General features: G+C 23.7%; 20 protein-coding genes, 10 tRNA genes and 1 pseudogene. 7 read left to right on the plus strand and 24 right to left on the minus strand.

Annotated features, from left to right (window positions below; translation table 4 throughout):
- Position 1: 1 nt before the first annotated feature.
- The 7 genes from NX772_RS03305 to NX772_RS03335 all read right to left on the minus strand — a co-directional run bounded on the left by NX772_RS03305 (position 2) and on the right by NX772_RS03335 (position 6,368).
- A complete protein-coding gene (locus NX772_RS03305) occupies positions 2-937 on the minus strand; it encodes a replication initiation and membrane attachment family protein (RefSeq protein WP_027123122.1) in 936 nt (311 codons plus the stop codon).
- 34 nt (positions 938-971) lie between these two features.
- Complete coding sequence (gene coaE / locus NX772_RS03310; protein ID WP_027123123.1) at positions 972-1,520, minus strand: dephospho-CoA kinase; 549 nt, start codon at positions 1,518-1,520, stop codon at positions 972-974.
- Positions 1,521-2,381 carry a 5'-3' exonuclease gene (locus NX772_RS03315; RefSeq protein WP_027123124.1) on the minus strand — a complete coding sequence of 287 codons (861 nt, stop codon included), beginning with the start codon at positions 2,379-2,381 and terminating at the stop codon, positions 1,521-1,523.
- Positions 2,374-5,301: a DNA polymerase III subunit alpha gene (gene dnaE / locus NX772_RS03320; RefSeq protein WP_036449984.1), complete on the minus strand. Its 2,928-nt coding sequence runs from the start codon at positions 5,299-5,301 to the stop codon at positions 2,374-2,376. The genes NX772_RS03315 and dnaE overlap by 8 nt, the downstream gene beginning before the upstream one ends.
- A gap of 74 nt (positions 5,302-5,375) precedes the next feature.
- A tRNA-Arg gene (locus NX772_RS03325) sits at positions 5,376-5,452 on the minus strand.
- A gap of 2 nt (positions 5,453-5,454) precedes the next feature.
- Positions 5,455-5,529, minus strand: a tRNA-Cys gene (locus NX772_RS03330).
- A 35-nt stretch (positions 5,530-5,564) separates the two neighbouring features.
- Positions 5,565-6,368 carry a Cof-type HAD-IIB family hydrolase gene (locus NX772_RS03335; RefSeq protein WP_169733380.1) on the minus strand — a complete coding sequence of 268 codons (804 nt, stop codon included), beginning with the start codon at positions 6,366-6,368 and terminating at the stop codon, positions 5,565-5,567.
- Positions 6,369-6,439: 71 nt separating this feature from the next.
- On the opposite strand from NX772_RS03335, the gene NX772_RS03340 reads away from it, so the two are divergent.
- Positions 6,440-7,381, plus strand: a complete 942-nt coding sequence (locus NX772_RS03340; protein ID WP_027123127.1) for a ZIP family metal transporter — start codon at positions 6,440-6,442, stop codon at positions 7,379-7,381.
- A gap of 45 nt (positions 7,382-7,426) precedes the next feature.
- Here the strand turns inward: NX772_RS03340 and NX772_RS03345 are convergent, their stop codons facing one another.
- From NX772_RS03345 to NX772_RS03415, 15 genes are all read right to left on the minus strand, one after another.
- A complete protein-coding gene (locus NX772_RS03345) occupies positions 7,427-9,394 on the minus strand; it encodes a transglutaminase-like domain-containing protein (protein ID WP_027123128.1) in 1,968 nt (655 codons plus the stop codon).
- 134 nt (positions 9,395-9,528) lie between these two features.
- Positions 9,529-9,604 (minus strand) — tRNA-Phe (locus NX772_RS03350).
- A gap of 1 nt (position 9,605) precedes the next feature.
- A tRNA-Asp gene (locus tag NX772_RS03355) sits at positions 9,606-9,682 on the minus strand.
- Position 9,683: 1 nt separating this feature from the next.
- Positions 9,684-9,759 (minus strand) — tRNA-Met (locus NX772_RS03360).
- 67 nt (positions 9,760-9,826) lie between these two features.
- A tRNA-Ser gene (locus NX772_RS03365) sits at positions 9,827-9,917 on the minus strand.
- Position 9,918: 1 nt separating this feature from the next.
- Positions 9,919-9,995 (minus strand) — tRNA-Ile (locus NX772_RS03370).
- 34 nt (positions 9,996-10,029) lie between these two features.
- Positions 10,030-10,106: transfer RNA gene (locus NX772_RS03375), tRNA-Met, on the minus strand.
- A gap of 1 nt (position 10,107) precedes the next feature.
- A tRNA-Ala gene (locus NX772_RS03380) sits at positions 10,108-10,184 on the minus strand.
- 5 nt (positions 10,185-10,189) lie between these two features.
- A tRNA-Pro gene (locus tag NX772_RS03385) sits at positions 10,190-10,266 on the minus strand.
- Positions 10,267-10,412: 146 nt separating this feature from the next.
- On the minus strand, positions 10,413-12,002 hold the full coding sequence (locus NX772_RS03390) for an MHO_4530 family protein (RefSeq protein WP_027123129.1): 1,590 nt from the start codon (positions 12,000-12,002) through the stop codon (positions 10,413-10,415).
- Between the two features lies 1 nt (position 12,003).
- Positions 12,004-14,196 (minus strand): ATP-dependent helicase, encoded by a 2,193-nt coding sequence (locus tag NX772_RS03395; RefSeq protein WP_084477560.1) that lies wholly within the window; start codon positions 14,194-14,196, stop codon positions 12,004-12,006.
- Positions 14,180-14,866 carry an RDD family protein gene (locus tag NX772_RS03400; RefSeq protein ID WP_027123131.1) on the minus strand — a complete coding sequence of 229 codons (687 nt, stop codon included), beginning with the start codon at positions 14,864-14,866 and terminating at the stop codon, positions 14,180-14,182. Before NX772_RS03400 ends, NX772_RS03395 begins: the two co-directional genes overlap by 17 nt.
- Complete coding sequence (locus NX772_RS03405) at positions 14,866-15,861, minus strand: glycosyltransferase family 2 protein (protein ID WP_027123132.1); 996 nt, start codon at positions 15,859-15,861, stop codon at positions 14,866-14,868. Before NX772_RS03405 ends, NX772_RS03400 begins: the two co-directional genes overlap by 1 nt.
- Positions 15,862-15,869: 8 nt before the next feature.
- Positions 15,870-17,216, minus strand: coding sequence for an asparagine--tRNA ligase (asnS, locus tag NX772_RS03410; protein ID WP_027123133.1), 1,347 nt, complete (start codon positions 17,214-17,216; stop codon positions 15,870-15,872).
- A gap of 93 nt (positions 17,217-17,309) precedes the next feature.
- Entirely contained in the window at positions 17,310-17,732 is a 423-nt protein-coding gene (locus NX772_RS03415; RefSeq protein WP_240532002.1) for a hypothetical protein, read from the minus strand.
- Positions 17,733-17,745: 13 nt separating this feature from the next.
- Between NX772_RS03415 and NX772_RS03420 the strand changes: the two genes are divergently transcribed.
- Positions 17,746-18,393: a hypothetical protein gene (locus NX772_RS03420; protein ID WP_240532003.1), complete on the plus strand. Its 648-nt coding sequence runs from the start codon at positions 17,746-17,748 to the stop codon at positions 18,391-18,393.
- On the opposite strand, the pseudogene NX772_RS04020 reads toward NX772_RS03420, so the two are convergent.
- A pseudogene (locus tag NX772_RS04020) lies at positions 18,309-18,857 on the minus strand (MATE family efflux transporter); the annotation flags it as partial. The gene NX772_RS03420 and the pseudogene NX772_RS04020 overlap by 85 nt on opposite strands.
- The gene (locus NX772_RS03430; RefSeq protein WP_027123135.1) at positions 18,838-19,506 is read right to left on the minus strand and encodes a deoxynucleoside kinase; all 669 of its coding nucleotides are present in this window, start codon (positions 19,504-19,506) and stop codon (positions 18,838-18,840) included. The pseudogene NX772_RS04020 and the gene NX772_RS03430, both read right to left, overlap by 20 nt.
- Positions 19,507-19,684: 178 nt before the next feature.
- Between NX772_RS03430 and NX772_RS03435 the strand changes: the two genes are divergently transcribed.
- The 5 genes from NX772_RS03435 to NX772_RS03455 are packed head-to-tail and all read left to right on the plus strand — an operon-like array spanning position 19,685 to position 26,300.
- A complete protein-coding gene (locus NX772_RS03435; RefSeq protein WP_051542116.1) occupies positions 19,685-20,755 on the plus strand; it encodes a YitT family protein in 1,071 nt (356 codons plus the stop codon).
- 52 nt (positions 20,756-20,807) lie between these two features.
- Complete coding sequence (locus NX772_RS03440) at positions 20,808-21,725, plus strand: nucleotidyltransferase (protein WP_027123137.1); 918 nt, start codon at positions 20,808-20,810, stop codon at positions 21,723-21,725.
- On the plus strand, positions 21,715-22,080 hold the full coding sequence (locus NX772_RS03445) for a hypothetical protein (protein ID WP_027123138.1): 366 nt from the start codon (positions 21,715-21,717) through the stop codon (positions 22,078-22,080). Before NX772_RS03440 ends, NX772_RS03445 begins: the two co-directional genes overlap by 11 nt.
- 1 nt (position 22,081) lies before the next feature.
- On the plus strand, positions 22,082-25,228 hold the full coding sequence (locus NX772_RS03450; protein ID WP_051542117.1) for an AAA domain-containing protein: 3,147 nt from the start codon (positions 22,082-22,084) through the stop codon (positions 25,226-25,228).
- Positions 25,218-26,300 carry a class I SAM-dependent RNA methyltransferase gene (locus tag NX772_RS03455; protein WP_027123139.1) on the plus strand — a complete coding sequence of 361 codons (1,083 nt, stop codon included), beginning with the start codon at positions 25,218-25,220 and terminating at the stop codon, positions 26,298-26,300. The genes NX772_RS03450 and NX772_RS03455 overlap by 11 nt, the downstream gene beginning before the upstream one ends.
- The last annotated feature ends 6 nt before the right edge of the window (positions 26,301-26,306 follow it).

Genomic DNA, 26,306 nt, shown 5'->3' on the forward strand with positions numbered 1-26,306 from the left:
ATTATAAGTAATTTTCCAATAGTTCTTCTAAAGTAGTATCAGAAATATTTTTGGATTTTTTTTCTTCTACAGTTGCTATTTTTTTTATTTCTTCTTCATCTTCTAAACTAAGAATATTTTCTGAATTATTGCTATTGCCTGTTTTAAATTCTAAAGCATCGTGTAATTCTATCTTAATTTCGTTAGGATCTAAAATTTCTTTTTTTATAAGATCTAATGCGATTGCATTAAAATATCCTTTATTAATTTTTTTATTAACTTTAAAACAAAAATCTAATATTTCATTGATGCTTTCTTGACTTAAATGCGTTAAAAATTTATCTATTTCTCTTACAAGAGAAATTTTCGCAGGCTTATTAGTTAAAAAAGATAAAAATCTCTGTGTGTTAAAAATAGTTTTAGCATTTTCGTTGTCGTTAACTTTTACTAAATCTATTTCAGTAGTATTAGAAATTTTAATTTCATCTATAGAAAAAACATCTAAAAATCTAGTACTAACATCATCGAATTCTTCTAAATCTGTTGTATGTATTCTAAATTTTTCAATTAAATTATTTAATTTTTTTTCTCCTATACTTTTTTTGATCTCATTTAAAAATAAATTATTTTTTAAAATCATATCAATTTCTAAGGGCTTTTTTATCACCATAATATATTCATTAAATAAAGCAGAATAATAAGTTCTAATTAAACCAACAGCTTCAAGAAATTTTTTAGATTTACTTATTTGGCTTTCTCTCATATTTAACTCTTTCATTAGCTCTAAAATATCTAAATTGAAAGGTTTATTAAAACCATTTTCTTTTAGTTTATTGTAAATAAAAGTGAATATATAAACCGATTTTGCTCCTATTACAGGTGTATAAAAATTATTTATTATTTCAAAATCATAATCTGTTATTCTTTTATCCAATTCAACTTTATATTCTGTTTTCATATTACCCCTTATTTTTTAGTACATTAGTATTTTATTATAGCAATTTTAGAGATTTTAAAAAATCAATAAAAAAATCTTTTTTATGCGTATCTTCTCACATTATATTAACAACTTTTTTGCCTTTTTTTCCGTTGTTTAGTTTATTATTTAATTTTGATGTTTTTTTATCTACATACTTTTTTTCAATGTTTTTTAATCTTTGTTCTTCGCTTATTTCAATATTAAAAATTTGTTCAAAATATTTAGCAAAATTTGCATTTTGAGTAAATAAATTAGGAATTTCGACAAAATCATATTTATTATTTTTTAAATGATCTTCTAAAACGGGATAAACTAATTTTTCGATTATATTTATATTATTTTTGTTTTCTATAATAAATTCTCTTAATTTGTTTTTTAAAACTGATTTATCGTCTACAAATTCTTGACCTAACGATTCTTTAATAATGCAATAGCATTCTTCATTTTTTTCATAACATTTTTTAAAAAAGTCATCTGTATATAAAACCGAAAAGCCATAAGATTCAATTTTTTTTAAAAAGGTGGTTTTACCTGAACCATATTTACCAATTATCGCAATCATTTAATATATTTCCAATATACCCTTTATTCTTTTTAGTTCTAAAAAATCAAGTATTTCAAATGTTTCTTTGGAAGTGCTGATTCTTAATCTTATAGAATCTAAATCATAATTAGTTTTTGCTTGTGAATTTAATTTTATAATTTCTCTAAATAAGTAAACTTGCTCTTTAGCTTCTAAAAGTTTTTGTTGCATAGGTAAAGAAAAATCATCTATATGTCTATATATAGAATCTATATTAGAGTATTTATTTAATAATTTTTTTGCAGATACTTCCCCGATTCCTGGAACTCCTTTTATATTGTCAGATGAATCACCTGCAAGTGCTTTAAAATCAATTATTTGTTTTGGAAATAAATCTTCGTTAACAAAAAAATTTAAATAATTTCATTCTGTTATTTCTTGTCTTTTTTTACTTATAACAGATACATTTTTATCCACTAATTGTAATAAATCTTTATCATCTGAAAAAATAAAAATTTGATTTTCATCGCAGTATCTTTTAGCAATTGTTGCTATTAAATCATCTGCTTCATAACCTGGCACATTTTCATATACTATATTAAGAGACTTTAATATTTTTTTTATTCAATCAAATTGAACCCATAATTCTTCTGGAGCTTTTTTTCTACCTTCCTTATAATTTGCATATAATTTGTGTCTTTCTGTTTTTTCCTCAGAATCAAATGCTAAATATAAATAATCTGGATCAACGTAATTAATAATGTTAAATAAACTATTAAAAAACGCATTTATTGCAGAAGTTGGTGTACCTGTTTTATTAGTCAATTTTGTATAAAATGTTCCATAAAATGACTTGAAAAGTAGTAAATTAGCATCTACTAGTAAAATTTTTTTATTCATATAACTCCCTCAAGGTTTTTGAAATATAATATTTGTCATTTTTCTTCATTATTTCAAAATAATACAATTTTTTTACTTCAATTTCCTTTATTTTTTCTCACGCTTTTCAAAACACAAAAACATCTATAGTTTTTGAACTATCTTTTAAAGTTAAGATGCCCATTTCATTTTTGTTTTTATCAAATATTGTTTTTTTAGAAATAACTCTTAGTGGTAAAACATATTGCGTATCTACATGCATATTTTCTAATTTTATATCGGTTTCATATTTATTAGGTTTTTCTTTAGAAAAAATCATCCCTAAATAATTTAATTCATTATCTTGAATTAAAGAGATTTCATTTTTATCTATAAAATTATTTTCACTAGAAAATAATAAATTATTTTCCTTTAATTTTTCATAAATAGTTGTATTTATTTTATGTTCATCATTTTCTTTGTCTATAACTAAATCTAAAGATAATAAAATTTCATTATATTGTTTTAATAAAAATGATGGTGAACCAAACTCTCTTAAAGTATTAGAATTGATTAAAATTTTTATAACGGAATCTCCGATATTATTTAATTTCATTTTTAAGCAAAAATCAAAAAATGAGCTAAATTTTTCACTTTTTCTAATGTCGATAATTTTATTTGTAGCTACAGTCCCCAATCCTTTTATCATTATTAAAGGTAAAAATATTTTATTATTATCAATCACACAGTTATTTGTAGAATTATTAATATCAGGAGCTATTATTTCGTAACCCATTTCTTTAGCTTCCAAAACATATTTCTTTATAGTTTCATGAGAGCCATTTGCGTTATTTAAAAGCGCTGAATAAAAATATAATGTGTAATTTGTTTTTAGATACGCCATTTTATAAGCTAATATTGCATAAGCAACAGCATGAGCTTTATTGAAACCATATTCAGCAAAGTGCTCAATTTTTTCAAATATATTTTTAGCTGTTTGTTCATCATATCCTCTACTTAAAGCTCCTAAGAAAAATTTATCTTTTATAGGTTGTATTTCATTGAAATTTTTCTTTGAAATTGCTTTTCTTAAAATATCAGAATCAGAAAAACTCATTCCAGAAATTTGTTGACAAATTTTCATAATTTGCTCTTGATAAACAATAATACCGAAAGTATTTTTAACAATTTCATCAAATTCATTTGAAATAGACGAAATATTTTCTAAACCACTTTTTCTTTTGGCATATACATTTATATTTTCCATAGGTCCTGGTCTAAACAATGAAATTATCGCTATTACATCATCCAAAGAAGAAACTTTTACTTTAAGTAAAGTACTTTTCATACCAGGAGATTCTAATTGGAAAATTCCATTAGTTTTGGCTTGTGAAAGTAGAATATTGGTTTTTAAATTATATGTCGGCACATTTTCAAATTTAATATCTAAGTTTAAATTTTCCTTTATTAAAACCAAAATATCTTTTACCACTGATAAGTTTTTTAATCCTAATAAGTCTATTTTTAGTAAACCAAAGTTTTCTAAGTGTTCCATCGTAAATTGCGTTTCTAACAAATTATTTTCTGTGTAAAGAGTAGGAACAAAATTATTAATTTCCTTGTTACTTATAACTATTCCGGCCGCATGAGTACCATGTTGTCTAGGTAAACCTTCTATTTGTTTTGCTATATTATAAACTTCTAAATATTTTGCATTGGAGTTTATTTTAGCCTTTATTTTAGGGATTGCTTCGTATGATTCTTCTAAAGAAATATCATTTTTAAATAATTTTGTTATTTCATTAACTTCAGAAACAGAAATGCCTTTAACTCTCGCTATGTCTCTAAATGCCATTTTTGCACCTAAAGTTTGAAAGGTAGCGATTAATGCTACATTTTTTTCTCCATATTTATTAAATAAGTATTTTATAACTTCATCTCTTCTAGTATCTTGAATGTCAATATCAATATCAGGCATTGAAACTCTTTTAGGGTTTAAAAATCTTTCAAAGTATAAGTCATATTTTAAAGGATTAACTTCGGTAATATCTAGAACATAGGAAATTAAAGAACCAGAAACAGAACCTCTTCCTGGGCCTATAAATATTCCTTGTTCTTTTGCTCATTTTATTAAATCCCAAATAATTAAAAAGTAATCTGCAAATCCTAGATTTTCTATAATTTCTAATTCATACTTTATTCTTTGTAAACTATCTTTATATTTTTTTAATTCTTCTTCTTTTAGTTTTAAATTTTCTTTTACTATTTTTTTTAAAAAAGTATTAGAATCTAAATTTAAATTATTTCTAAATTTGGGTAAAGTATTTCTTATTTTAGGAAAAACTATATCTATTTCTCTAATTATTTTTTCAATTCTTTCTTTTATAATTTCATCTAAAATTACTTCTTCTGTAAAATAATTATAAAAATTATTTGATTCTAAACTTTTACCACTTATTTGTAATAAAGATTCTAAAACTTTGTTTTCATCTTTAGAAAACATTCTATTTTCCTTTATAAAAATAGAATTTTCTTTATTGAGGTCATTTGTAGAAATAAAATAATTTTTAATATTTAATTCTTCTTTGTTCTTTGCAAAATAACCAAAGATAGGGTGATCAATTACAATAATATTTTCATTATCTAGCATAGATAAATTTATATATTTTTTTTCATAGTATAAAGAACTTAATTTAGATAAATGAATGAATCCTTCATAATTTTTAGCCAAAATTATAAAACGGTAGTTTTCTACATCTAAATCGATTCCGATTATCGGTTTAATTCCATTAGATTTACACTCTTCTAAAAAATACGCTATACCAAACATAGAATTTCTATCTGTCAAAGACAAAAAAGGTATATTTTCCTTTTTAGCATATTCAACCATTTTTTTTATAGTTAAAGTAGATTCTAAAAAAGAATATTCACTAATATTATGCAAATTATATTTATTATTCAAAATTCCTCCATCTTTATAAAGTAAATAATTTGATAAAAAAAAGGAATTGGGATTCCTTTAGGTCAAAAATGATATGGCGCGCCCGAGAGGAGTCGAACCCCTAACCTTTTGGGCCGTAACCAAACACTCTGTCCAGTTGAGCTACGGGCGCTTTGGAGGCACCAACCGGATTCGAACCGGTAATCAGGGTGTTGCAGACCCATGCCTTGGCCGTTTGGCTATGGTGCCATAAATACATTTTAAATTATACAATAAATAAAATTTTATTTAAAAGAATTTAAAATTTTCGCAACTCCTCCCCGTCGTTTTCTGGGTCCAACTGTGTCCGCTATTTCCCTTAGTCTTTTTGAGCCGCTTTTTAAAGCAATTAAATTGCCTACAATATTTTTTGTAGATGAATCATTCATAGAATCTCCTATATGCATAGAATTTGAAAGATCTATGTTTAATAAATCCGCTATTTTTTTAGCAGCATTACCTTTGGAACAACCTTTTTTTGTAATTTCTATTGCAAAGTTTTTACCTACAACTTTAGCTTCAACTTCATTAGAAAACTTTGTGTTTAATAGATTCAAAATTTTTTTAATTTTCTTTTTAGATCTACTAATTAATAATATTTTATTTAATTCTTTTGAAAAAAAATCAGAATATTTTTTAGGCTCGAAATGTGAAAATCAAGAAAAAACTCTGTTTCAAACACCTCTTCCATATATTATTTCACCAGGATTTGCTACAAATGTAATTTTTAAATCCTGTACCTCTTTTAATATAATTTCTACAACATCGCTTGAAATTTTAGAATTTTCTAATTCTTTAAAATTTTTATCAAGAATAATAGAACCATTTTGGCATACAACAAACTCTGCATTAATATTTAAAGCTATATTTCTTACCTCATTTGAAAAAACTCTACCTGTTGATATTACAACAGGATGATCTTTGGAGTATTTCAAAACTGCATTTTTATTTTTTTCACTCATCCTAGCCCAAACACCAATACCTTTATCAAGTAATGTTCCGTCTAAGTCTAAGAAAAGTAAATTCGGCTTTTTAATTGGAGTTTTCATTATTCAATTATACTTATAAAATTTATAAATTGTGATAAAATATAGTTGTTTTTTAAAGTAGAAAGGAAAAAATGTTCCCATTTAAATCTCAAAATTTTAATGGAAATATAGATCTTGCAATTCTTGTTAATCTAATAATTTATATATCAATTCTTTTAGTTATACCTATAAGTATTGTTTTATTAATTGCAAAAATCAAGCCTACAATTAAAAAAAGCACTAACATTTATTTATACGCTTTAAGTGCTGGAATGCTTTTAATAATTGGAACTGTTGGTTTTTTAAGAGAAAGTTATGAAGTTTTAGAACGCAATATTCACGAACAAGCTTATTTAGCGGACTTTTTAGAAGCTAATGAATTAAATGAACAATTTTTAGTACTTTTAATTGTGGGTTCTGGTTCATTTATAGGAATAAGTAGTATTTTTGTTGTTAGATATTTCTTTGTTAGATTTTTTGGAGTTTCTGAATCTCATCAAAATCATGATGAACATGGTCACCATGATCATATTGTAAACTTTGCAGATATTGATAATCCGAAATCAGCTTGATTAGCTATACTTCTATTATTATCGCATAGAACTATAGATGGTTTTATTTTAGGTGCTACAGTTGCTAAAATGAGTTCAGGTGAACCTTTAAATATTGGACTGATAGTTACTTTTAATATCCATATAATTATTGAAATTTTAATTGTTTATTATAGACAAGTGCAATATGGACAAACAATAAAAAAAGCTGTTATATATAATTTAATTACAACTTTACTTTTAGTACCAATTATGACAATAGGTGCTTTTATAAATAGATTTTTAAATTCAGTTTGGTGATTATTACCTCTAATAAATTCATCTGGTGGTTCGATTTTAACTTTTGTTGTTGTAATTGAATTAACTCCAGAATTTATTCATTTAAGAAATAGAACAAAAAAAGAATGATATTTAGCATTAATTGCATTTGCTATCGGTATAATTATGACATTAATGTTATTGGCATTTCACAGTCATAGTTAATATTAAACAAAAATGAAAAACACACAAAATAATGTGTGTTTTATTTTATTTATTTTTGATTTTGTATTTTAATTTTTCTATAGTTTTTATTACATCTTCACTTATTTTATCAGCTAAAATAACTTCAAAGTCTTTAGAATTAACTCTAGAAAAGGCATTTTCATCAAAACTTTTTAGCGTGGAAGGGAGATAAATTTTTTTAAAGGAAGTTAAATTATTTAAAAAATCTCTAGGAATTTTTTCTATTCCTTCTGGAATAATTATTTCTTCAATATTTTTATTAAATGAAAAATCATTTTGTTTTAGCTTTGTAAAGGGATGTACTATTAAAGTTTTATTAATATTGTTAGGAACATAAACTATATTTGTAAAATCAGAATTATATAAAATTCCCCCAAAACTTTTATATCAGTAATTACCAGGTTCTACTAAAATTTTATTTAATTTTTCTGCTTGAAGTGAAGATTTTAAATCTTCTATAACTTTTACAGTTTTGGGTATAGTAATTTCGGTATTTTCATATTTTCTAGGTACGACAAGTAATATTTTCATGTCTTTACTAAATAAAACACCATTTTTTGAAGAAAAGTACTTATTATTAGGATGTACTTCAAATCTTTTAACATTATAAGTGCCACCTAAATAATCAATTCTTTCAATGTTTTCACCTATATATAATACATCACTAGTTTGTAATGTTTCCTGTGAAATGCTTACAACTTTATATTTTTCATCAATAATTTCTAATGGTTTTTTTATACTTTCATCTTTATTATTTAAATTTTTAAATACAGAAAATCCTCTATTGTATTCATATTCAAAACCGCCTATAGGTTGGTGCGCATCTATAATTTTATATGTTCTATGTAATCTGGAAAAATTTTCAACTGGTGAATTAAAATTAGCATCTCCTCCTCACGTAGGATCTGAGTGAAAAAAGTTTTTACCCTCTTCATCATAAACTAAATTTCATTGATGATCACCGTATCTTGATCAACCAATAACCACAACATTTTTCACACCAATAGAATCTAGCATAGCTTTATATAAATTACTATATCCTCCACAAACAGCAAATTTATTTTTATATGCTCTAACCGGATCTATCTCTGCAGTAATATCGCCATTATGTGCATATCTTAGATTTTTGTGAATTCAATCATATATAGCTCTAATTTTGCTCATTCTTGTTGATTTTCCCGAAGTAATTTCCAACGTTTTTTCTAAAATAAACTTTTTTGCATTTTGTTGTTCTTTATGTTTATAATAATCATTTATTTTTTCAACAGAAAATAAATTCATAAAATAACGACTTTCTTCATTTATCAAAATATTTTCATCTAGTGTTTTATTGTAGTCTTTAACAACGTTACTTGTGTTGGTATTTTTTTCTTCTGTATTAAAGTCTTTTACTTCTTCTGCACTAGTATAGCTTTTTATGACTTTTTCAAAGGCACTACTTAAAATTTCTTTTTGTTTTCCATAAAATTCATTTAAGTTTTTATATTGTTTGGTCATTACGAAATAATAAGTATCATTTATAATATTTTCTAATTCATCTTTATATTTTTTATATTTTAGTTCCTCTAAACTTGTTTCGATAAAAGATGTTACTTCACTTTTTAATTGAAAATAAGACTCTTCATTACTTGAATTTTTTTTCACTTTGGAAGTATCTGAATTTTCTTCTGTTTTTTTATCTTGCTTTTGTTCGTTGTTCTTTACTTCATTATTTTCGTTTGCTACTTTTTTAGTTTCTAAATTTTTATCATCTTTCTTGTTTTCAATATTGATATTGTTACTTGTAAAATCAACTTTAGATGTTTTTTCTTTTTCTTTATTTTCACTTTTATTTATAGAATTATCAACTTTAGTTTTTAATTTAATTTTTGAATTTTTTTCTTGCTCTTTATTTTCTTTATTTTTTATTGTACTTTGTATTTGATAATTGCAGGATGAAACTAAAAACGGAATTGAGAAAACTAATAATACTTTAAAAATTTTATTTTTCATATTACACCTAGTAAAAAATAGTATTGTATATAAATTTTAATCTAAAAAATAAAAAAGAATAAAAAATCCCCATTTTATTGGGGGGGGCGTATTTAAACAAAATTATTTATGTTTAAATTAGGTCATATTTGAAATGGTGGCTCCGACAGGAATCGAACCAGTGACACACGGAGCTTCAATCCGTTGCTCTACCTACTGAGCTACAGAGCCATGGCGGTCCAGACGGGGATCGAACCCGCGATCTTCTCCGTGACAGGGAGACGTATTAAACCACTTTACCACTGAACCTTGGTTGCGGAGATAGGACTCGAACCTATGACCTTCGGGTTATGAGCCCGACGAGCTGCCAACTGCTCCACTCCGCTATATTAATGTTGAAATTAATAACAACATTTTGGAATTATTTTTAAGCTCTTTACTTATTAATAATAATGGCGGGCAATGAGGGATTTGAACCCCCGCGGGCGGTGAAGCCCCTGCTAGTTTTCAAGACTAGTCCCTTCAGCCTCTTGGGTAATTGCCCATGGTGGACCCAACTGGACTCGAACCAGTGACCGACCGGTTATGAGCCGGTTGCTCTAACCAACTGAGCTATAGGTCCAAAATTTTTTTATTAACCCGTTGGGTTTCCATATTGGTGGCTCCGAAGAGAGTCGAACTCTTGACCTTTCGGGTATGAACCGAACGCTCTAACCAACTGAGCTACAGAGCCATGGTGGAGAGGAAGGGAGTCGAACCCTCTACCTCCTGCGTGCAAGGCAGGCGCTCTAGCCAGGTGAGCTACCCCCCCAAAAATGGTGAAGAAGACAGGATTTGAACCTGCGACCACTACGACCCAAACGTAGCGCTCTGCCAAGCTGAGCTACTTCTCCGGTATTTATTATAGCATAATTTTTATTTTTTATAAGAACTTTTTTTATTATTTAAATTATTTATAAAATATAAAAAAATTAAAAAGTAAAAATTTAAGTTAATAAAAAAGATATTCAGATTAAAATCGAATATCTACATTATTTAATTATATATAGTAATAATACTTATAACCTATTTTATCTATTATTTGTTCATCTTTTATTATGGTCTTTTTATTTTCATATATTATCATTATCTCTTTTTCTTGAGCTATTTTAAACAATGATTCTAAAGTTAACACATTAAAATTATCATCTATTTTGCTTAAAATTTCACTAGATATAACTAAAAATTTAGGTTTTAGTTCTATTAAAAGAGAAAATAATGAATTATTCATTTTTTCTATGTATAATCCCCATCTGTCGAATTCTTTATTTTCTTCAGTTATTAATTTTTCCTTCGCTCTTTTAACGAAAGTTAAAAAACTTTTTATTTTAATAATTAGATTAGACGTGTTTTTATCAAATGATGAATAATTATTTAAAAAAAGGTCAGTGTAAGTGAAAATAAAGTTTGATTTGTCTGAAACTTTTTTATCTAAATCTTCTAATAAAATTTTTTCAGCTATTTTATATTTTTCTCTATAAGACAAATATTTTCTAGTTTCTAAAGGAATATCTTCTAACTGAATTTGTCCTATTTTTCTTTTAAGATTTCTTATTTCTAAATTTATTTTATTTAATTCATCTTTTTTAATTCAATTTTTTAAATTTTCTAAAGCTAAATTGTATTTCTCTAATTCCTCGGCATCTTCCAAAAAATAAGGATGTTCTAATTCAAATATTGTTTTTGATTCTTTAGATTTTCATAAAGAAAAATTAATAATTTTTTTGATTTTATTATTATTTAAAGTTGTTTTTGTGTTTGCTTTATTGTCTATTATTACTATTGATTCATAATTAAAAAAGAAATTATTTTTAAATTTATTAAACTTTTTTACTAAATTACTTTTTAAAATGTTAATTTCCTTTTTACTATTGCTAGTAAACATAAAACTTAGGTTACCATCATCATAAACTATTTGTTTAATTTTTATACTAAGTAAAAAATTAGTTTCAATAATTTTTTCAACAATGTTTTTATAAACATCTTCCTTTATGAATCAACGAATTAAAGAAAAACTAAAAAATAATGAATATCTTTTCTTTGTTTTTGTCTCATATGTTTTTTTAATCTTTAATTTTTTATACATTTTAGTTCAAAATCTGTATTCAAACTTTGCATAATTATTTTTTTGGATAATGATCGTTTTATCCTCATCATTTTTTGAAAATATAAATTTATATTTCTTTGTAGATTCCTCTTTTCTTTCTTTTTCTAATAATGAAAATTCAATTTCTTGATTTGATCAATTTTTTAAGATTTCTAAAAATTGAACTCTATCTTTTGTTTTAATATTTTTAGCAAATTCTGATATATTTACTCATTTTCCGTTAAAAATATCAGATTTATTTTTAAATATTTGTTCTGCACTATCTTTAAATTTAGAATCTATTAAACGAATTCTTTGATTTTTATCGTCAAAAACTAAGGGAACTAAAATTGAAATATTTTTTCTTCTTTTCTTTTCAAAATTTATATACGAAAATAAGAAAAAAATAGAGGCAGTAAGAAATAAAAAAAATATTAAAAGTGTTAAAAAAATCTCTAAATGATTAGAAAGCAATAAGGCGAAAATATCTTTATTATCATTCATTTTAATTTGTTACTATTCTTTCTAGAGATTTATGATTTTTTAAAACTTTTTTTATCGAATCTTTTTCGGTTAAATTTTTAAATTTTATAACCACGGTGTCATTTTGTAATTCTAAAACAACACCTTCTCCAAAAACTATATGATTAACAATATCACCCGGTAGTCAATTTATATTTTTTTCTTCTTTTCTATAATTTAATTTTCCATCAGTGTTTCTTTTTCTAAAATTTTGTAGTATTTCAGATTTTATACCCATTTCAGAAACAAATCTAGATGTTTGTGATTGAAGTTGATTTTCAAAATAATTTCCTCCAGAATCGGAAATAAAAAGCCTTTCTTTAGCTCTAGTTATAGCAACATAAATTAGTCTTCTTTCTTCTTCGATAGCTTCTTTATCTTTTAATGATTTTTTACTTGGAGAAATACCCTCTGCCATACCTACTAAAAAAACATTAGAGAATTCTAAACCTTTAGAACTATGTATAGTCATCATAGTTATAGCATTACTTTCAAAACTAGATTCTTCATTATCGGTTAGTAAAGAAATTTCGAGTAAATAATCATTTAAAGTTAATTTTGGATTTTTATTTTCTCAATTTTTTATTCCTTGTAATAAACTATTTAGATTATTTTGCGCTTCTTGTTTATCTAAAGGATTTTTAATTGAACTAATATATTTTACTTTTTCTACAATTGTTTCTAACACAAATGCTATACTTTTTCCATTTTTAAGCAATTTTTTAGATAAATTAATGATATTCAAAAAATCAACTAATTCTTTTTGTAGAGAATGATTTAAAGGTAAATCTATAAAATTATCATCTAGGCTTTTTTCTTTACGATTGGTAAAGTAATCAATTAAACTATCAAAAATATTCATCTTTTTTTCTAGTGAAAAATCCACTATTTTTTGAATTGCAGAAGGTCCTATTTTTCTAGAAGGAACATTGATTATTCTATGAAATCCTATAGTAGATCCATCGTTTACGACTTTTAAGTAAGAAATTAAGTCTTTTACAACTCTTTTTTCAAAGAATTTTACTCCACCCAATAGTTGATAAGGAATATTTTCCTTTATTAACGCATCTTCAAATGCTCTTGAATAAAAACCGGAACGATATAAAATAGCAATATTTTTTAATTGTACTTTTTTTCTTTTTAATTCATTTATCTCTTCAGCAACTCATCTAGCTTCTACATCTACATTAAATGAATGATGAAAAGTTATTTCCTCACTAGAAATATTCTCTGTAAATAAGTTTTTTTCTAATCTATTTTTGTTATTTTTAATTAAACTATTAGCTGCATTTAAAATTAAGTTAGTTGAACGATAATTTTGATCTAATGTAATTGTTTGAACTCCATTTAAAGTTTTATCAAAATTTAAGATTAAATCAACCTTCGCCCCTCTTCAAGTATAAATAGTTTGATCAGGATCTCCAACAACAGTTAATATCGTTTTTTCAGAAAGTAAATATTTAATAATGTCAAATTGTAAGTCTGATGTATCTTGAAATTCATCAACCAAAATATGACTAAATTTATCAGATCATTTCTTTCTAATTTCTATATTTTCTTTAAGTATTTTTAAAGTAAATATCATTAAATCATCAAAATCTAAGGCCTTTAAATTGGATAATTCTTGATAGTAAAGTTCATAAATCTCTAATAATATTTCATCATCAGTTTCTAATTTATCTCTATCAATGTCTGAAGGTAACATTTCTAAATTTTTTCATTTAGAAATCTGTTCTAAAGCTGTAGAATAACTAACATCTCTATTAGTTATTTTCAATGTTCTATAAATATTTTCTAAAATATTTTTTTGATCACCACTATCTAGAATATCAAAATTACTATGATAACCTTTAATATTTTTTATTTCTCTTCTTAAAAAAAAGTTACATAATGAATGAAACGTACTTATCATTGTTTTTTCGCTTTTTCATTCTACTAAGTTAAAAATTCTTTCCTTCATTTCGTTTGTTGCTTTATTAGTGAAAGTAACAGCTAAAATTTTTTCAGGATTAGCTAAATTGTTTTCAATTAAATAGGCAATTTTTTTTGTTAAAACACTAGTTTTTCCACTTCCTGCTCCAGCTATAATTCTTAAATGCCCTTCATTATAGATAACAGCTGCTTTTTGTTTAGGATTTAAACCATTTAAAATTTTTTCATTAATTTCATTCAACATAATGCTCGCTTTCCTTTTCCCATTCCACTTCTTGCCAATTTAAAACTTCTATTTCTATTTCTTGTTTTTTAGTAATTTCCTCTTTTTTATGTAAATAATATGCTCTAGTTCCTGAAAAAAAATCAATTGGATTTTTTTTGCTAATATTCAATATAAAAATTACAAATAAAACTAAAAAATTTATATTACTAAATGCTAAAAATAAATTAAAAAATATTTTTTCTAGATTAGAAAACTCATTGCTTAAATTTATATTTTTTAAATTACTTAAATTTCTTATATCAATTATTTTTTTTAAAGTATCTGGTTGAATTAAAATAATGGAAATTAATAACATAATTATTCAAGTAACAGAAAAAAATAAATTTCTTTTTATTATATAAACTAACATATTATTTTTTTTATTAATTTGGTTGTTTATATTTATAATAATTTGATATTTAAAAATAATTTTACCTATTGTTTGACCTTTATATACAATAGGTAAAACATTAAAGTAAATTATTAAAAACAAAATTTGAGACAATAATCAAAAATAATATGATATTTCGAAATTAAAATTGAACACAAAAAAAGAAACAAAAATTAACAATAATGAAAAAGAAAAAAATAACAATAAATCAATAACACCTGAAAAGAAACGTACATAAAACTGAACTTCTTTTTTCATTAAATCCTTTTAGATATAAGATGTCATTTTGAAGGGGGGGTGTTTTCTAGAATAAGTTTACTTTCTTCGGTATTTAGCAAAATATATTTATTAATCGTTGTTAATAAAATAAATTCATTTTTTCTCATTTCTTTTAATTTTTCATAGTAATTTAGTACAAAAGGAGAAAATTCTTTTTGTTTAGTTAAAAATCTAACTAATAAAGACTTTTTAGTTTCTGCTAATATTACAGGTAAAAAAATTTGTAAAAAATAAAGTTTAGCATATAGAACTTCTTGTAAAAAATAAATATTATTTTCTCTTACATAATTTTCTAATCCCTTTAATTCTTTAATAACTTGAACTGGATTAGTAATACTAATATCATTATTTCATTCATGAACTATAACTTCATCTATATAAACATAACTTTTTAGATCTATTAATAGTTTATATAAAAAATCTAGTGTATATTTGGAATTTAAATCTTTAAAAGTTTTATTCTTAATTATTTCACGAACATTTTCTAATTTAAAAAATTTATTAAATATAATCGGGAAAGCATAAGCAATTACGCTCTTATCATCTTTTATTGAAAATATTTTCTTTTCTTCAATTCTTTTTTTAGGTTCCAGGTGAAAAAAACCTTTAAATTGTGGTTTAAATTCAATTAAATCTGCGGGATACTTATTTTGAGTATCTATGAATTTTTGTACAAAAAAGTTTTTTAAATTTGTTTCCGGAAATACTACAACAAAATATTCTCCTTCTGCAATAAAAAGCATATCCAATATACCTTTAATAACACTTTTTCTTTTTGTATTTATTAATATTTTTAGCTTTTCTTTAAATAATGATTTATATTCAAAAATTAAATTAAGTTCTTCATTTGTTGGCTTATTTATTGTAAGGACAATTTCAAAATCATTATTAGTTTGTTGAACAAACAATGAATCTAATAAAGATTTTAATTCATTTTTTTGTTTATATGATGGAACTAGTATAGATAATTTCATTTTACTCCTTACATTTTTAGATTATTAGGTGTTCTAGGAAATGGTATAGCATCTCTTATGTTATCAATTCCTGTAACATACATAACCAATCTTTCAAATCCTAAACCAAAACCTGAAGAACCTGCATCTCCAAATCTTCTTAAGTCTAGATATCATTTTAATTCTTCTTCAGAAATGGAAAGCTCTTTTATTCTAGATAATAACTTTTCATGTCTTACTTCTCTTTGAGAACCACCAATTAATTCACCTATTCCAGGAACTAGTAAATCAAATGCACTAACTGTTTTCCCATCATCATTTTGATGCATGTAAAAAGCTTTGAATTCTTTAGGATAATTAATTACTGCAACTGGTCCTTGAAATAATTTTTCCGCTAAATATTTTTCATGTTCAGTCGCTAAATCTAAACCGAAGTGAATATTTTGTTCTTCAAAATCAGTTTTAACTTTTTTCAATTCTTCTATTGCATCTTTATAATCAATGATAGAAATCTTTTTATTGACAAAATTACTTAATTTTTCTCTTAATTTAGAATCGATACTTTCTTCTAAAAAATCAAATTCTAATTTATTTACTTCTAAAGTTTTTTTAATTACGGTTTTTAGCATGTGATCTGCTAATTTAATAATATCTTTCAATTCATAAAATGCCACTTCTGGTTCAACCATTCAAAATTCTGCAGCATGTTTTTTTGTATGTGAATTTTCAGCTCTAAATGTAGGTCCGAAGGTGTATACTTTGTTAAAACCTATCGCATATGCTTCTGCATGTAGTTGTCCAGTTACTCCTAATGTAGCTTTTTTACCAAAGAAATCTTTAACACTTTCAGAGTCAACAATAAATGTTTCTCCTGCTCCTTCTCCATCGTTAGAAGTTATTATTGGTGAAGAAACATATAAAAAATTATGTTTAGAAAAAAAATTATGAATCTCTAGAGCTAGCGTTGAACGAATTAACATTACAGACTTAATTAATTTTGTTCTATGTCTAAGGTGAGGTATTTCTCTCAATACTTCCATAGAAATTTCTTTCTTTTGAATAGGAAAGTCTTCATCTGTATTTTTTAAAAGTTTAAATTCAATTGCTTGAAGCTCTGCAATTTGTTTTGAATTAGGAGTATGTTTAATAATTCCTACAATAGAAATAGCAGCACCATCTCTAGTTTTATCAACAACTTCTAAATCAACACTTTCTGATTTTAAAACTACTTGCAAATTATAAACTGTAGAACCGTCATTAAGTTCTAAAAATTTAATTTTCTTATTACCTCTTAAACTTGAAGTTCATCCTAAAACTTTAACTTCTTTTCCATCAAAATCTTTTATGTTTGATAATATCTTTTTTACTGTATACACCTTATCTCCCTTATATATTATTTATATTTTAAATTTTACTATAATTTTTCTTTTTAATAAAAATAGTAATTAAAAAACACAATTTTCATTGTGTTAATGAGTTATATTTTTAGCTCAGTTTACTTTTAAATAAAAAATTTCATAAACAATTAATTTTAGCAAATCAGATGTAAATAAAATAAAATAATAAAACGCAAATTCGTATCTAAAGTCTAAAGAAATATTCGGAATAAATACAAAAACAATTATTGATAATCAAATAATTTGTAAAACCCCGGATAAAAATTGTAGTATAGAGGTTAAGTTATTTTTTCCTCCAGCTTCCATACTTCTTATGCTGGAAGAAAAAATTATTCATATTGGATTAAAAATTGCAATAGATATACAAGTTAATTGTATTTCTTTTAAATAATAATTAGAAATTAACTCTTTTTGTTCGTTTAATACTTCTAAAGTGACTATATCTTTTATTTGTTCTTCTAAACCGATAACAACTCCGCCTGAAATAAATTTCATATAAGGTATAAAAATGATTATTATAAAAAATATAAAGGATAAAAATGCAGCAATTAAAAAATGGAATCCTTTAAGCTCCTTGGCATTTTTCTTAGCTTCCTCGATTTCATTTTTACCCAACTTAGAAGTAACAAATAAAGAAATATTTGCTCCTATTATTCCAAAAGTGGATGTAAAAATATTTGTAAGTGATGTTGTTATTCCTAAAATCGCTGAAGAGCCTAGCCCTCAATATTCTTTATATTCTCCAAAACCTAATGAACCGACTTTATATCCTTCTGCTCATAAAAAAGTTCTTATAGAAATAAAAATAAAACTAGAAGATGACAATAAAAAGCTAGGAATTCTTTTTAAAAAGAATGTTCATGTTTTTTTCTTTATTGATCCTATAGAAAATGGATTAATTAATAACTCTTTCTTTTTTAATCAAATAAAAAATAAACTAAAAGTTAAACTAATAAAACCCGATATAACTGTCGCTCAAGCAGAACCTTTTATTTCAAAAAAGGGAATTAAAATTAAATTTAAACAAATATTAGTAAATAATGTTGCTAAAGAGATATATAAAGAAATGGAACTATTTTTAGTTTCTCTTAATAAAGAAATGGAAGTAAAAGAAATCGAGAGCAATATTCAAGAAATGGTAATTATTCTAATGTAGTCGGTTGCATTATTGACAATTATATTAAATGTAACACTACTTGAACCATTGCCTGAATTATTATCTTTAGCAATTGTTCTAATGAAGAACTCTGGACTTAAAAAAATTATTAAACTAAATAAAAAAGTTAATAAAAAGGAAACTAAATACCTAACTCTCAATACATCTTTAGCTTCACTTTGCTTTTTTGCTCCAAAAAACTGTCCAAATAAAGACATACCTATAGCGTTGAAGCTAATTAAAATACCACCTATTATTCCGGTAAATGCATTAGCGAAATTCAAGGATGAAACTCCTCCCTGAATTCCAGTTACCATGAAATTATCAATAAAACCATTTAAAGATACAAGAAATCCTGATAAAACTATCGGAATTGCGTTTTTAGAATAAATTTTTCATTTTTCTTTAGTAGAAGGGAAAAAAGAAAGAAAAAAAGATAAAATTTTATTTTTTGTGTTCAGCATTTTTAGAATAATTGTTTATTATTTCAACAACTTTTTCCTCTACTTCTTGTTCACTTAAATTATTTGTATCAACAATGAAATATTTTAAATTAAACTCATTACATAAATTTTCAAAATAAGGTCTATAAAACTTATGTAAAGTCTCAAAATATTCTTTATTTAATTCTCAGTTGTTTGTTTCAACTTCTCTTTCTCTTTTAAAAAATCTTTCTTTAAATGTTTCAAAAGAAACATCGAGAAAAATTGCTAATTCAGGTAATTCTTCTTTAGTTATTAATTCTTTAAAAGCTAAGTTATAAGCTCTCATGTACTTAGGTTCTTTTTGTGCTAAATTTATTTGCGCAAAAATATTGTGCTCAATTGAAAATCTATCTAAAAAGAAGTGCCCTTTTACTTTATTATTTTTATTTTTTTCATTAAATTCTTTAATTTTTTTTGAAAAAATTGATGAGTGACTTTCAATTATATATGTTTGAAATCCAATTGTTAAATTTTCTTTTTTCTCATATAATCACTTTAAAAATGTATTAAATACTTCATCTTTTTCATCAAACTCTAATAGTAAATCAGAATTTTCAAATCTATTTACTAAAGATTTGGTTAAAGTACTTTTACCACTACTTATCATTCCGCTTATTCCTATAATCATATTTTTCTCCTTTTTCTTCTAGTTATTTAATGATATATATTTTTTTAAAAAATAGAAATAAAAATATTTTCAAAATATTTAAAATATTACTTTTCTATTTTTTGTAAAAAAAATTTATAATTTGTAAAAAATGTTATAAAATTTTTATAATTTTTAATTTATAAAAATAAGGAAAATTATGAGTACTAATTCTAATAATAAATTTAAATCGCAATTTGTTAATTTACAAAAAGAATTAATTAATATGGATAACCACAATCCTAAAAATTTAATAGAAGTTTGTAAGAAAAAACCTTTTTCTATTTTTATGATGTTTTTATCATCTTGTTTATTTACATTTGCTATAACAGTAATTCTTGCACAATCTAAAACTATACCTTCAGGCTTAACTGCAATACCTACTTTAATTACTTATATTTTTAGTATAACTAAACCATATTTTTCTTTTATTTATTTATTATTAAATTTACCGCTTATTATTATTTTTTGAAAATCAATAAAAAAATCTTTTTTATATTTAACAATCATTTGAATGATTTTTCAAAATTTATGAAATTTATTTTTTAATATTGAAATAATTAAAAATTTTTTAATTTATCATATTTCTATTACTTCAGAAAGCTGAAACATAAACAAAGCGCTTGAAAGTAATTCCGATTTATGACAAATAATTTATTACACAGTCTTTGGTTCTGTATTAATCGGAACATCTATTGGTATTTCTTGAAAATTTGGAGGTTCTACAGGAGGTACTGACTTTATCTCTTATTATTATTCAACTAAAAAAAGAAAACCGATTGGAAAAATATTATTCATAATTTCAATTTCTATAGCACTCTTTTCATTAATAACATTTGGTTCATTAGGGCATTTTAATATAGGGGAAGGTAGAATATATAGAATTTTAGGAATCCAAGTTATTTCAACTATTTTATATATTTTTATCACTTCTATCATTGTTAATTTAATTTATCCTAAATATAAAAAAGTGGCAATAACTATTTATTGTTCTGAACCTCAAAAAATTATGAATCATCTAAAAGAAATTAATTATTGACATTCTTATAATTTATGAGTAGGTCAATCAGGATATACCGGGAAAGAAACATATAAAATTAAAACAATTGCATTATATTTAGAAGTTAAAATGATTGTTAGTGAGCTAAGAAAAGTTGATCCTAAAATTTGAATTTCTTTAAAACCAGTCATTGAAACTTCTGGATTATTTGACACTTCTAGAATAGAATAATTATTTAAATTATTTTATTCTTTTTTTTATTTTTTTTTAATAAAATTAAACTATGGCAATAGCGATAATAGCAGAATATAACCCATTTCATAATGGACATAGATATCAATTAGAATATGTAAAAAAACATTTTCCTAACGATAAAATTTACATTATTCTATCAGGAAAATATGTACAAAGAGGCGAAATAGCCGTTGCTTCCTTTGAAGAAAGAAAAAAAATAGCTTTAAAACACGGTGCTGATTATGTTATAGAATTACCCTTTAATTTCGCAACTCAAGCAGCTCATATTTTTGCTCAAGGAGCACTAAAAATCATTAATGAACATAAAATTGACAAAATTATTTTCGGTAGTGAATCCGATAATGTAGAAAATCTATACAAAATTGCAGAAACAATTTATTACAATCAAGAAATATATGACAAATTAGTTAAAAAATATTTAAAAACTGGTTTATCTTTTCCTAATTCGAGTTCTAAAGCTTTAAGTGATTTAACTGGCGAATCAATTTTAATGCCTAATGATATATTAGGACTAGAATATGTAAAAGCAATAGTTAATAATAATTATCCAATTAAAGCTTATTCACTAAAAAGAACAGTAGGATTCCATTCACTAGAAAGTAAAGATAATTTTGCCTCTGCTAGTTTAATTAGACAAATGATTTTTAATAAAGAAGATATTTCAAAATACACACCAATGCAATTTGACAATGTTCCTGATAGAATAGAAAATTATTATAAAGATTTTCAAAAAATAGTAATAGAAACTAGCGCTGAAGAGCTTAGAAAAAACCCGATGATTTCTGAAGGTATGGAAAATCTATTTAAAAAAAATATACATGCAGAAAGTTATGATGAATTTGTTAATAAATGTAATTCAAGAAGATACACAAGTAGTAGAATAAAAAGAGTTATGCTTTATGTTTTATTGGAAAAACATAAAGAAAAGGAGAATGATGAAAACTAAAGATAAAATAATGATATTTTTCTTAACAATAATAACATTTGGAACAATATGAATATATTGAAATTCTAAAAAGAAAAATAATAAAAAAAATGAACTTTCTAGAAGTGAAAAAATTTCTTTCGATATAAATGATTTAATATTATTTTTAGGTGATATAAATAATATTCAAAATGTTGAAAATACACATAAAAAAGTGAAAATTTACATAAAAGATAGTAACTTAGTAAAAACTGAAGAAATTCAAAAATTAAAAGGTATTTCTAGTACTTTAGTTTCTAGCGAGTATGTAAATATTATTGTTGGAAATGTTGCTGAATTTTTAAAGGAAGAATTATCTAGAAAAATGGAGAAATAAAATGACCGACAGATTTGAAATGGCTAAAAAAAATAAAGAAAATTACAAGAGAATTTTAGATAATTTATTTAATGTAGATAGATTTGATACTTCATTATTTGTTAACTTAAATGAAGTAGATTTTGTAGATATTTTTAAACTACTAGATGATAAAAATTTAGACAAAATATACAAATTCTCTAATTTTAAAATTCCTTTAACAGAAAATAATTTAAAAAACATTGAAAAGAATATTAACTCAAAAAGATCTATACAAGAAATGGAAGATCTTTTTTTAGAAAATAAAAACATTTTAACTAATGAATGAAAAAGCAAATTAGAAAAAGACTTTGAAAACTCTAAAAACAAAATTCAAAATGAAATAGCAGAAAAAATTCAAACACAAAATCATAGATGAAAAAAGTTTTTAAATAAAGCTAAAAATATAAATTTAGAAAGAAACATCTGACCTATGCAAATAGGTTTTATGTTCGTATCTGTCGAAATTGAAAAAAGAAAGTTATATGCTCCTTTATTTTTTAAAGAAGTAAATATTGAATTTTCTAATTCTCAAGCTTTTCTTTTCTCTAATGGAGATATTAAATTAAATGAAAAATTAATTTGAGCATTAGAAAAGGGAAATTTTATATTTGATATTGATGAAGATTTTTCAAATTATTCAATTAGTGATTTAGAAAATCTTATTAAACAAGAATGAACAAACTATAATACTCAAAATATATTAAATAATTTCATAAAATTAGCAGACAAAGACATTGATAATAATTTAAAATTCCACCCAGGAATTATATTAGGTATATTTAATTCTTTTGGTAGTCACCAAAGAAAAATAATGGAAAAAATCATTGAAAATGATGAATTTGATCAAATACTAGAAGTGGATTTTAATAAAAATAATTATAAAAATAAAGTTAATCAAATTATTTTTGAAAAAGAGCATTTCAATTTTATTAAAATTAATAAAACTAATTTTTCTCAAGATAAAGCAACCGTTTCTGCTTTATTACAAAATACAATTATTTGAGGTCCTCCCGGAACAGGTAAGTCACAAACAATTTCTAATATAATCGCTAATATAATAGCTTTTAATAAAACTGGATTAATTGTTTCCCAAAAAAAAGCTGCCCTTGACGTTTTAAAAGAAAGAATGAACAAATTATCTATTTTTTGCTTATTTATTCTTAATGATAATTCAATGAACAAAAAAAGTTTTTATGAACCTATTTTAAAGTTTATAGATATTCTAGAAAACTTCAATAATAAATCAATAATTAAAACTTTAAAAATTATTTATGATGATGAAAAAAAATATATAGATTTATTTAAAAATATTAAAAATAGTTCAAACTTAGAAGAAAACTTTAATTCTTTTTCTTTCTTAAAAAGAAATATTAATAATTTTTCAGAAAAGACAATTGAGTCATTATATAAATTAAGTAAAAATATCAATTTAGATCTCAAAAATGCACCTCAAAATTTAAAAAAATTAAAATGGGCTATATTAGAAGCTAAAAGAGGTAAAAAATTAAATTTGATAAAGAAAATATTTACTAAATTTTCTGATGAAGACAAACAAGATATAGAAATCATAATTAGTGAAATTCAAAATTTTAAAGGTAATATTCAAGAATTAACTAAAAATATATCCAATTTAACTTTAGAGCAAGTTTCTAATATTAATAGTTTTTATGAATTTGTTTTTGAAAACAATAAACAAGAACTAACAGACGAAGATGATATAGTAAATTTCGTTTTCTATAGAATCTTTAAAAGGATGCAACAACTACAAGAAGATAAAGAAATGAAAAAGCTTTACAATAAATTTGTAGTAATTGCAAGAAACGGAAAAAGAGATCCTTATAAATTTGTTTTAGAGCATCATAGAATTATAAAAGAGTTATTCCCGATAATAATTTCCTCTGTCGATACCGAGTTAAACAAATGAGAAAAAAACGAATTCGATTATGTTGTATTAGATGAATCTTCACAAATTTTTATAGAAAAAGCCTTTCCGATGCTTTATTTAGCTAAAATCAAAATTTTCGCTGGTGATGATAAACAAATGCAACCAACTAGTTGATTTTCAACAAGAAGTAATGCTGAAGATGTCGAGTTAGGAGATATTGAATCTATACTAAACTATGCAGTTTATAAAGGTGTTCACACAATATTACTAGATAAAAATTATCGTTCTAATTATGCTTCTTTAATGACTTTTTCTTCTAAACATTTTTATAACTCAAAGTTAGATGTTATTGATAAATTTACAGAAAATAAATCTGATTCTATCGAAGTTATTCAAACAAATGGTATTTGAGATAAAGATAAAACAAACAAAATAGAAGCCGAAATAACAATCGAACGTGCTAAATTAAATATTGATAAATACAAAAAAATTATTATCTTAACTTTTAATAGCGCGCAGAGAGAACTAATTGAAAATATGATATTAAATAATGAACCGCTTTTAGAAGAAGCGATAAATAGTAATAAACTTTTATTAAAAAATATTGAAAATATTCAAGGAGATGAAGCCGATTTATTAATAGTATCTGTTGTTTATGATAAAACTACTTCATTGCACTCTACTTATGTATCTCGTTCTGGCGGAAAAAATGCACTTAATGTTGCTATTTCTAGAGCTAAAGAAAAAATAATTGTTATTAAATCTTTAAAAGCAGATGAAATCGATGCTTCTATTCAAAACGAAGATGTAAGTTTATTTAAAAAATGATTATTATTTTTAGAATTATCAAACGAAGAAAGAACAAATTATTTAAATAGCGAAATAGAAAATACAAATAATTCTAATTTAGTTTTAAACGATTTAAAAGAAAAAGTTTATTTAGAACTACAAAAAGATTCATTTTTTGCTAATAATAACCTTTCTATTTTTAAAAATTATTCAGTGGGTAGTCAAAAAATTGATCTAGCAATAGTAAGTAATGAAAATAATAAAATATTATGTTTATTTATTAATGATTATTCTAATCTAGATTCTTATGAAAATTACATTTTAGAAAAAGATAAGAATAACTTTTTACTTGCTAAAAAATATAATTTAAAAGAAATTAAATTATTAGATTGAATGATAAAAAAAGAAGAAGTTATAAGTGATATAAAAAGCGAGTTTTCAAATGACAACTAGAATAATTTATTATAACCAACGTGGAGAAGGAGTTGGTATATATCAAAATAAACCTATATATATTCCTTTTTCCATTTTAAATGAAGAAATAGAATTTGAAATAGTCGAAGAGAAAGAAAAATACTATATTGGTAAACTTAAAAAATTAATTTCTCCTTCTATTAATCGAAATTATAATTTACCAAAAAATTATGAATTTATTGGTGGATATGAACTAATTCATATGAATAAAGAGGCAGAAAAAGAATATAAAATTTATAACTTAATAAACACATTTAAAAAAATAGCTAATATTGATTTAAAAATAGAAGATATAAATTATTTCCAAGGTGAAAAAGAATTAAGATATAGAAATAAAATAACTCTTTTCGATGGCGGTTTAAAAAAGAAGAAGTCAAATGAAATTTATTATTTAGATGATTTTCTTTTGACAAATATTAAACCTCAAAGCACTAAAAAAGGCAAAATCATAATTAGAGATCTTGAAACAAGAATTGAGGGACATAAAAAAGAAAATCTTTATACTTTTGATTCACTCGAAGATTTAAGATTTAAAGTCAGTATAGGGTCATTTTATCAAGTGAATAAAGAAGTTTGCTTATATGTATATAACAAAATTAAAGAATTAATCCCAAAAAATAAAGATATACTAGATCTTTATTCAGGGATAGGAACTATAGCTGCTTTTATTTCTAATAAATCTCAAAGTGTTACAGCAGTAGAAATTAATGATTCTTCTTTTAAAGACTTTATTTACAACATTGAATTAAATAATTTAAAAAATATCACACCAGTAAAGCAAGATGTTTACAAATTTTTAAAAAATACACAAAATAATTTTTTTGATGTCTTTGTTGTAGATCCTGATAGAACAGGATTAAAAAAAGAAGTTGTTAAAGAAATTAGTAGATTACTTCCTGAAAAAATTATATATTTATCTTGTAATATTGCAACTCAAGCTAATGATATAAATTTATTAAAAGAAAACTACAATATAGAATACATAGAAATAGTGAATATGTTTCCTAAAACTTTTCATATCGAAAATTTAATTCTATTAAATAAAAAATAATAAAGT

The organism is Mesomycoplasma molare (assembly GCF_024918955.1).
GTDB lineage: Bacteria > Bacillota_I > Bacilli_A > Mycoplasmatales > Metamycoplasmataceae > Mesomycoplasma_A > Mesomycoplasma_A molare.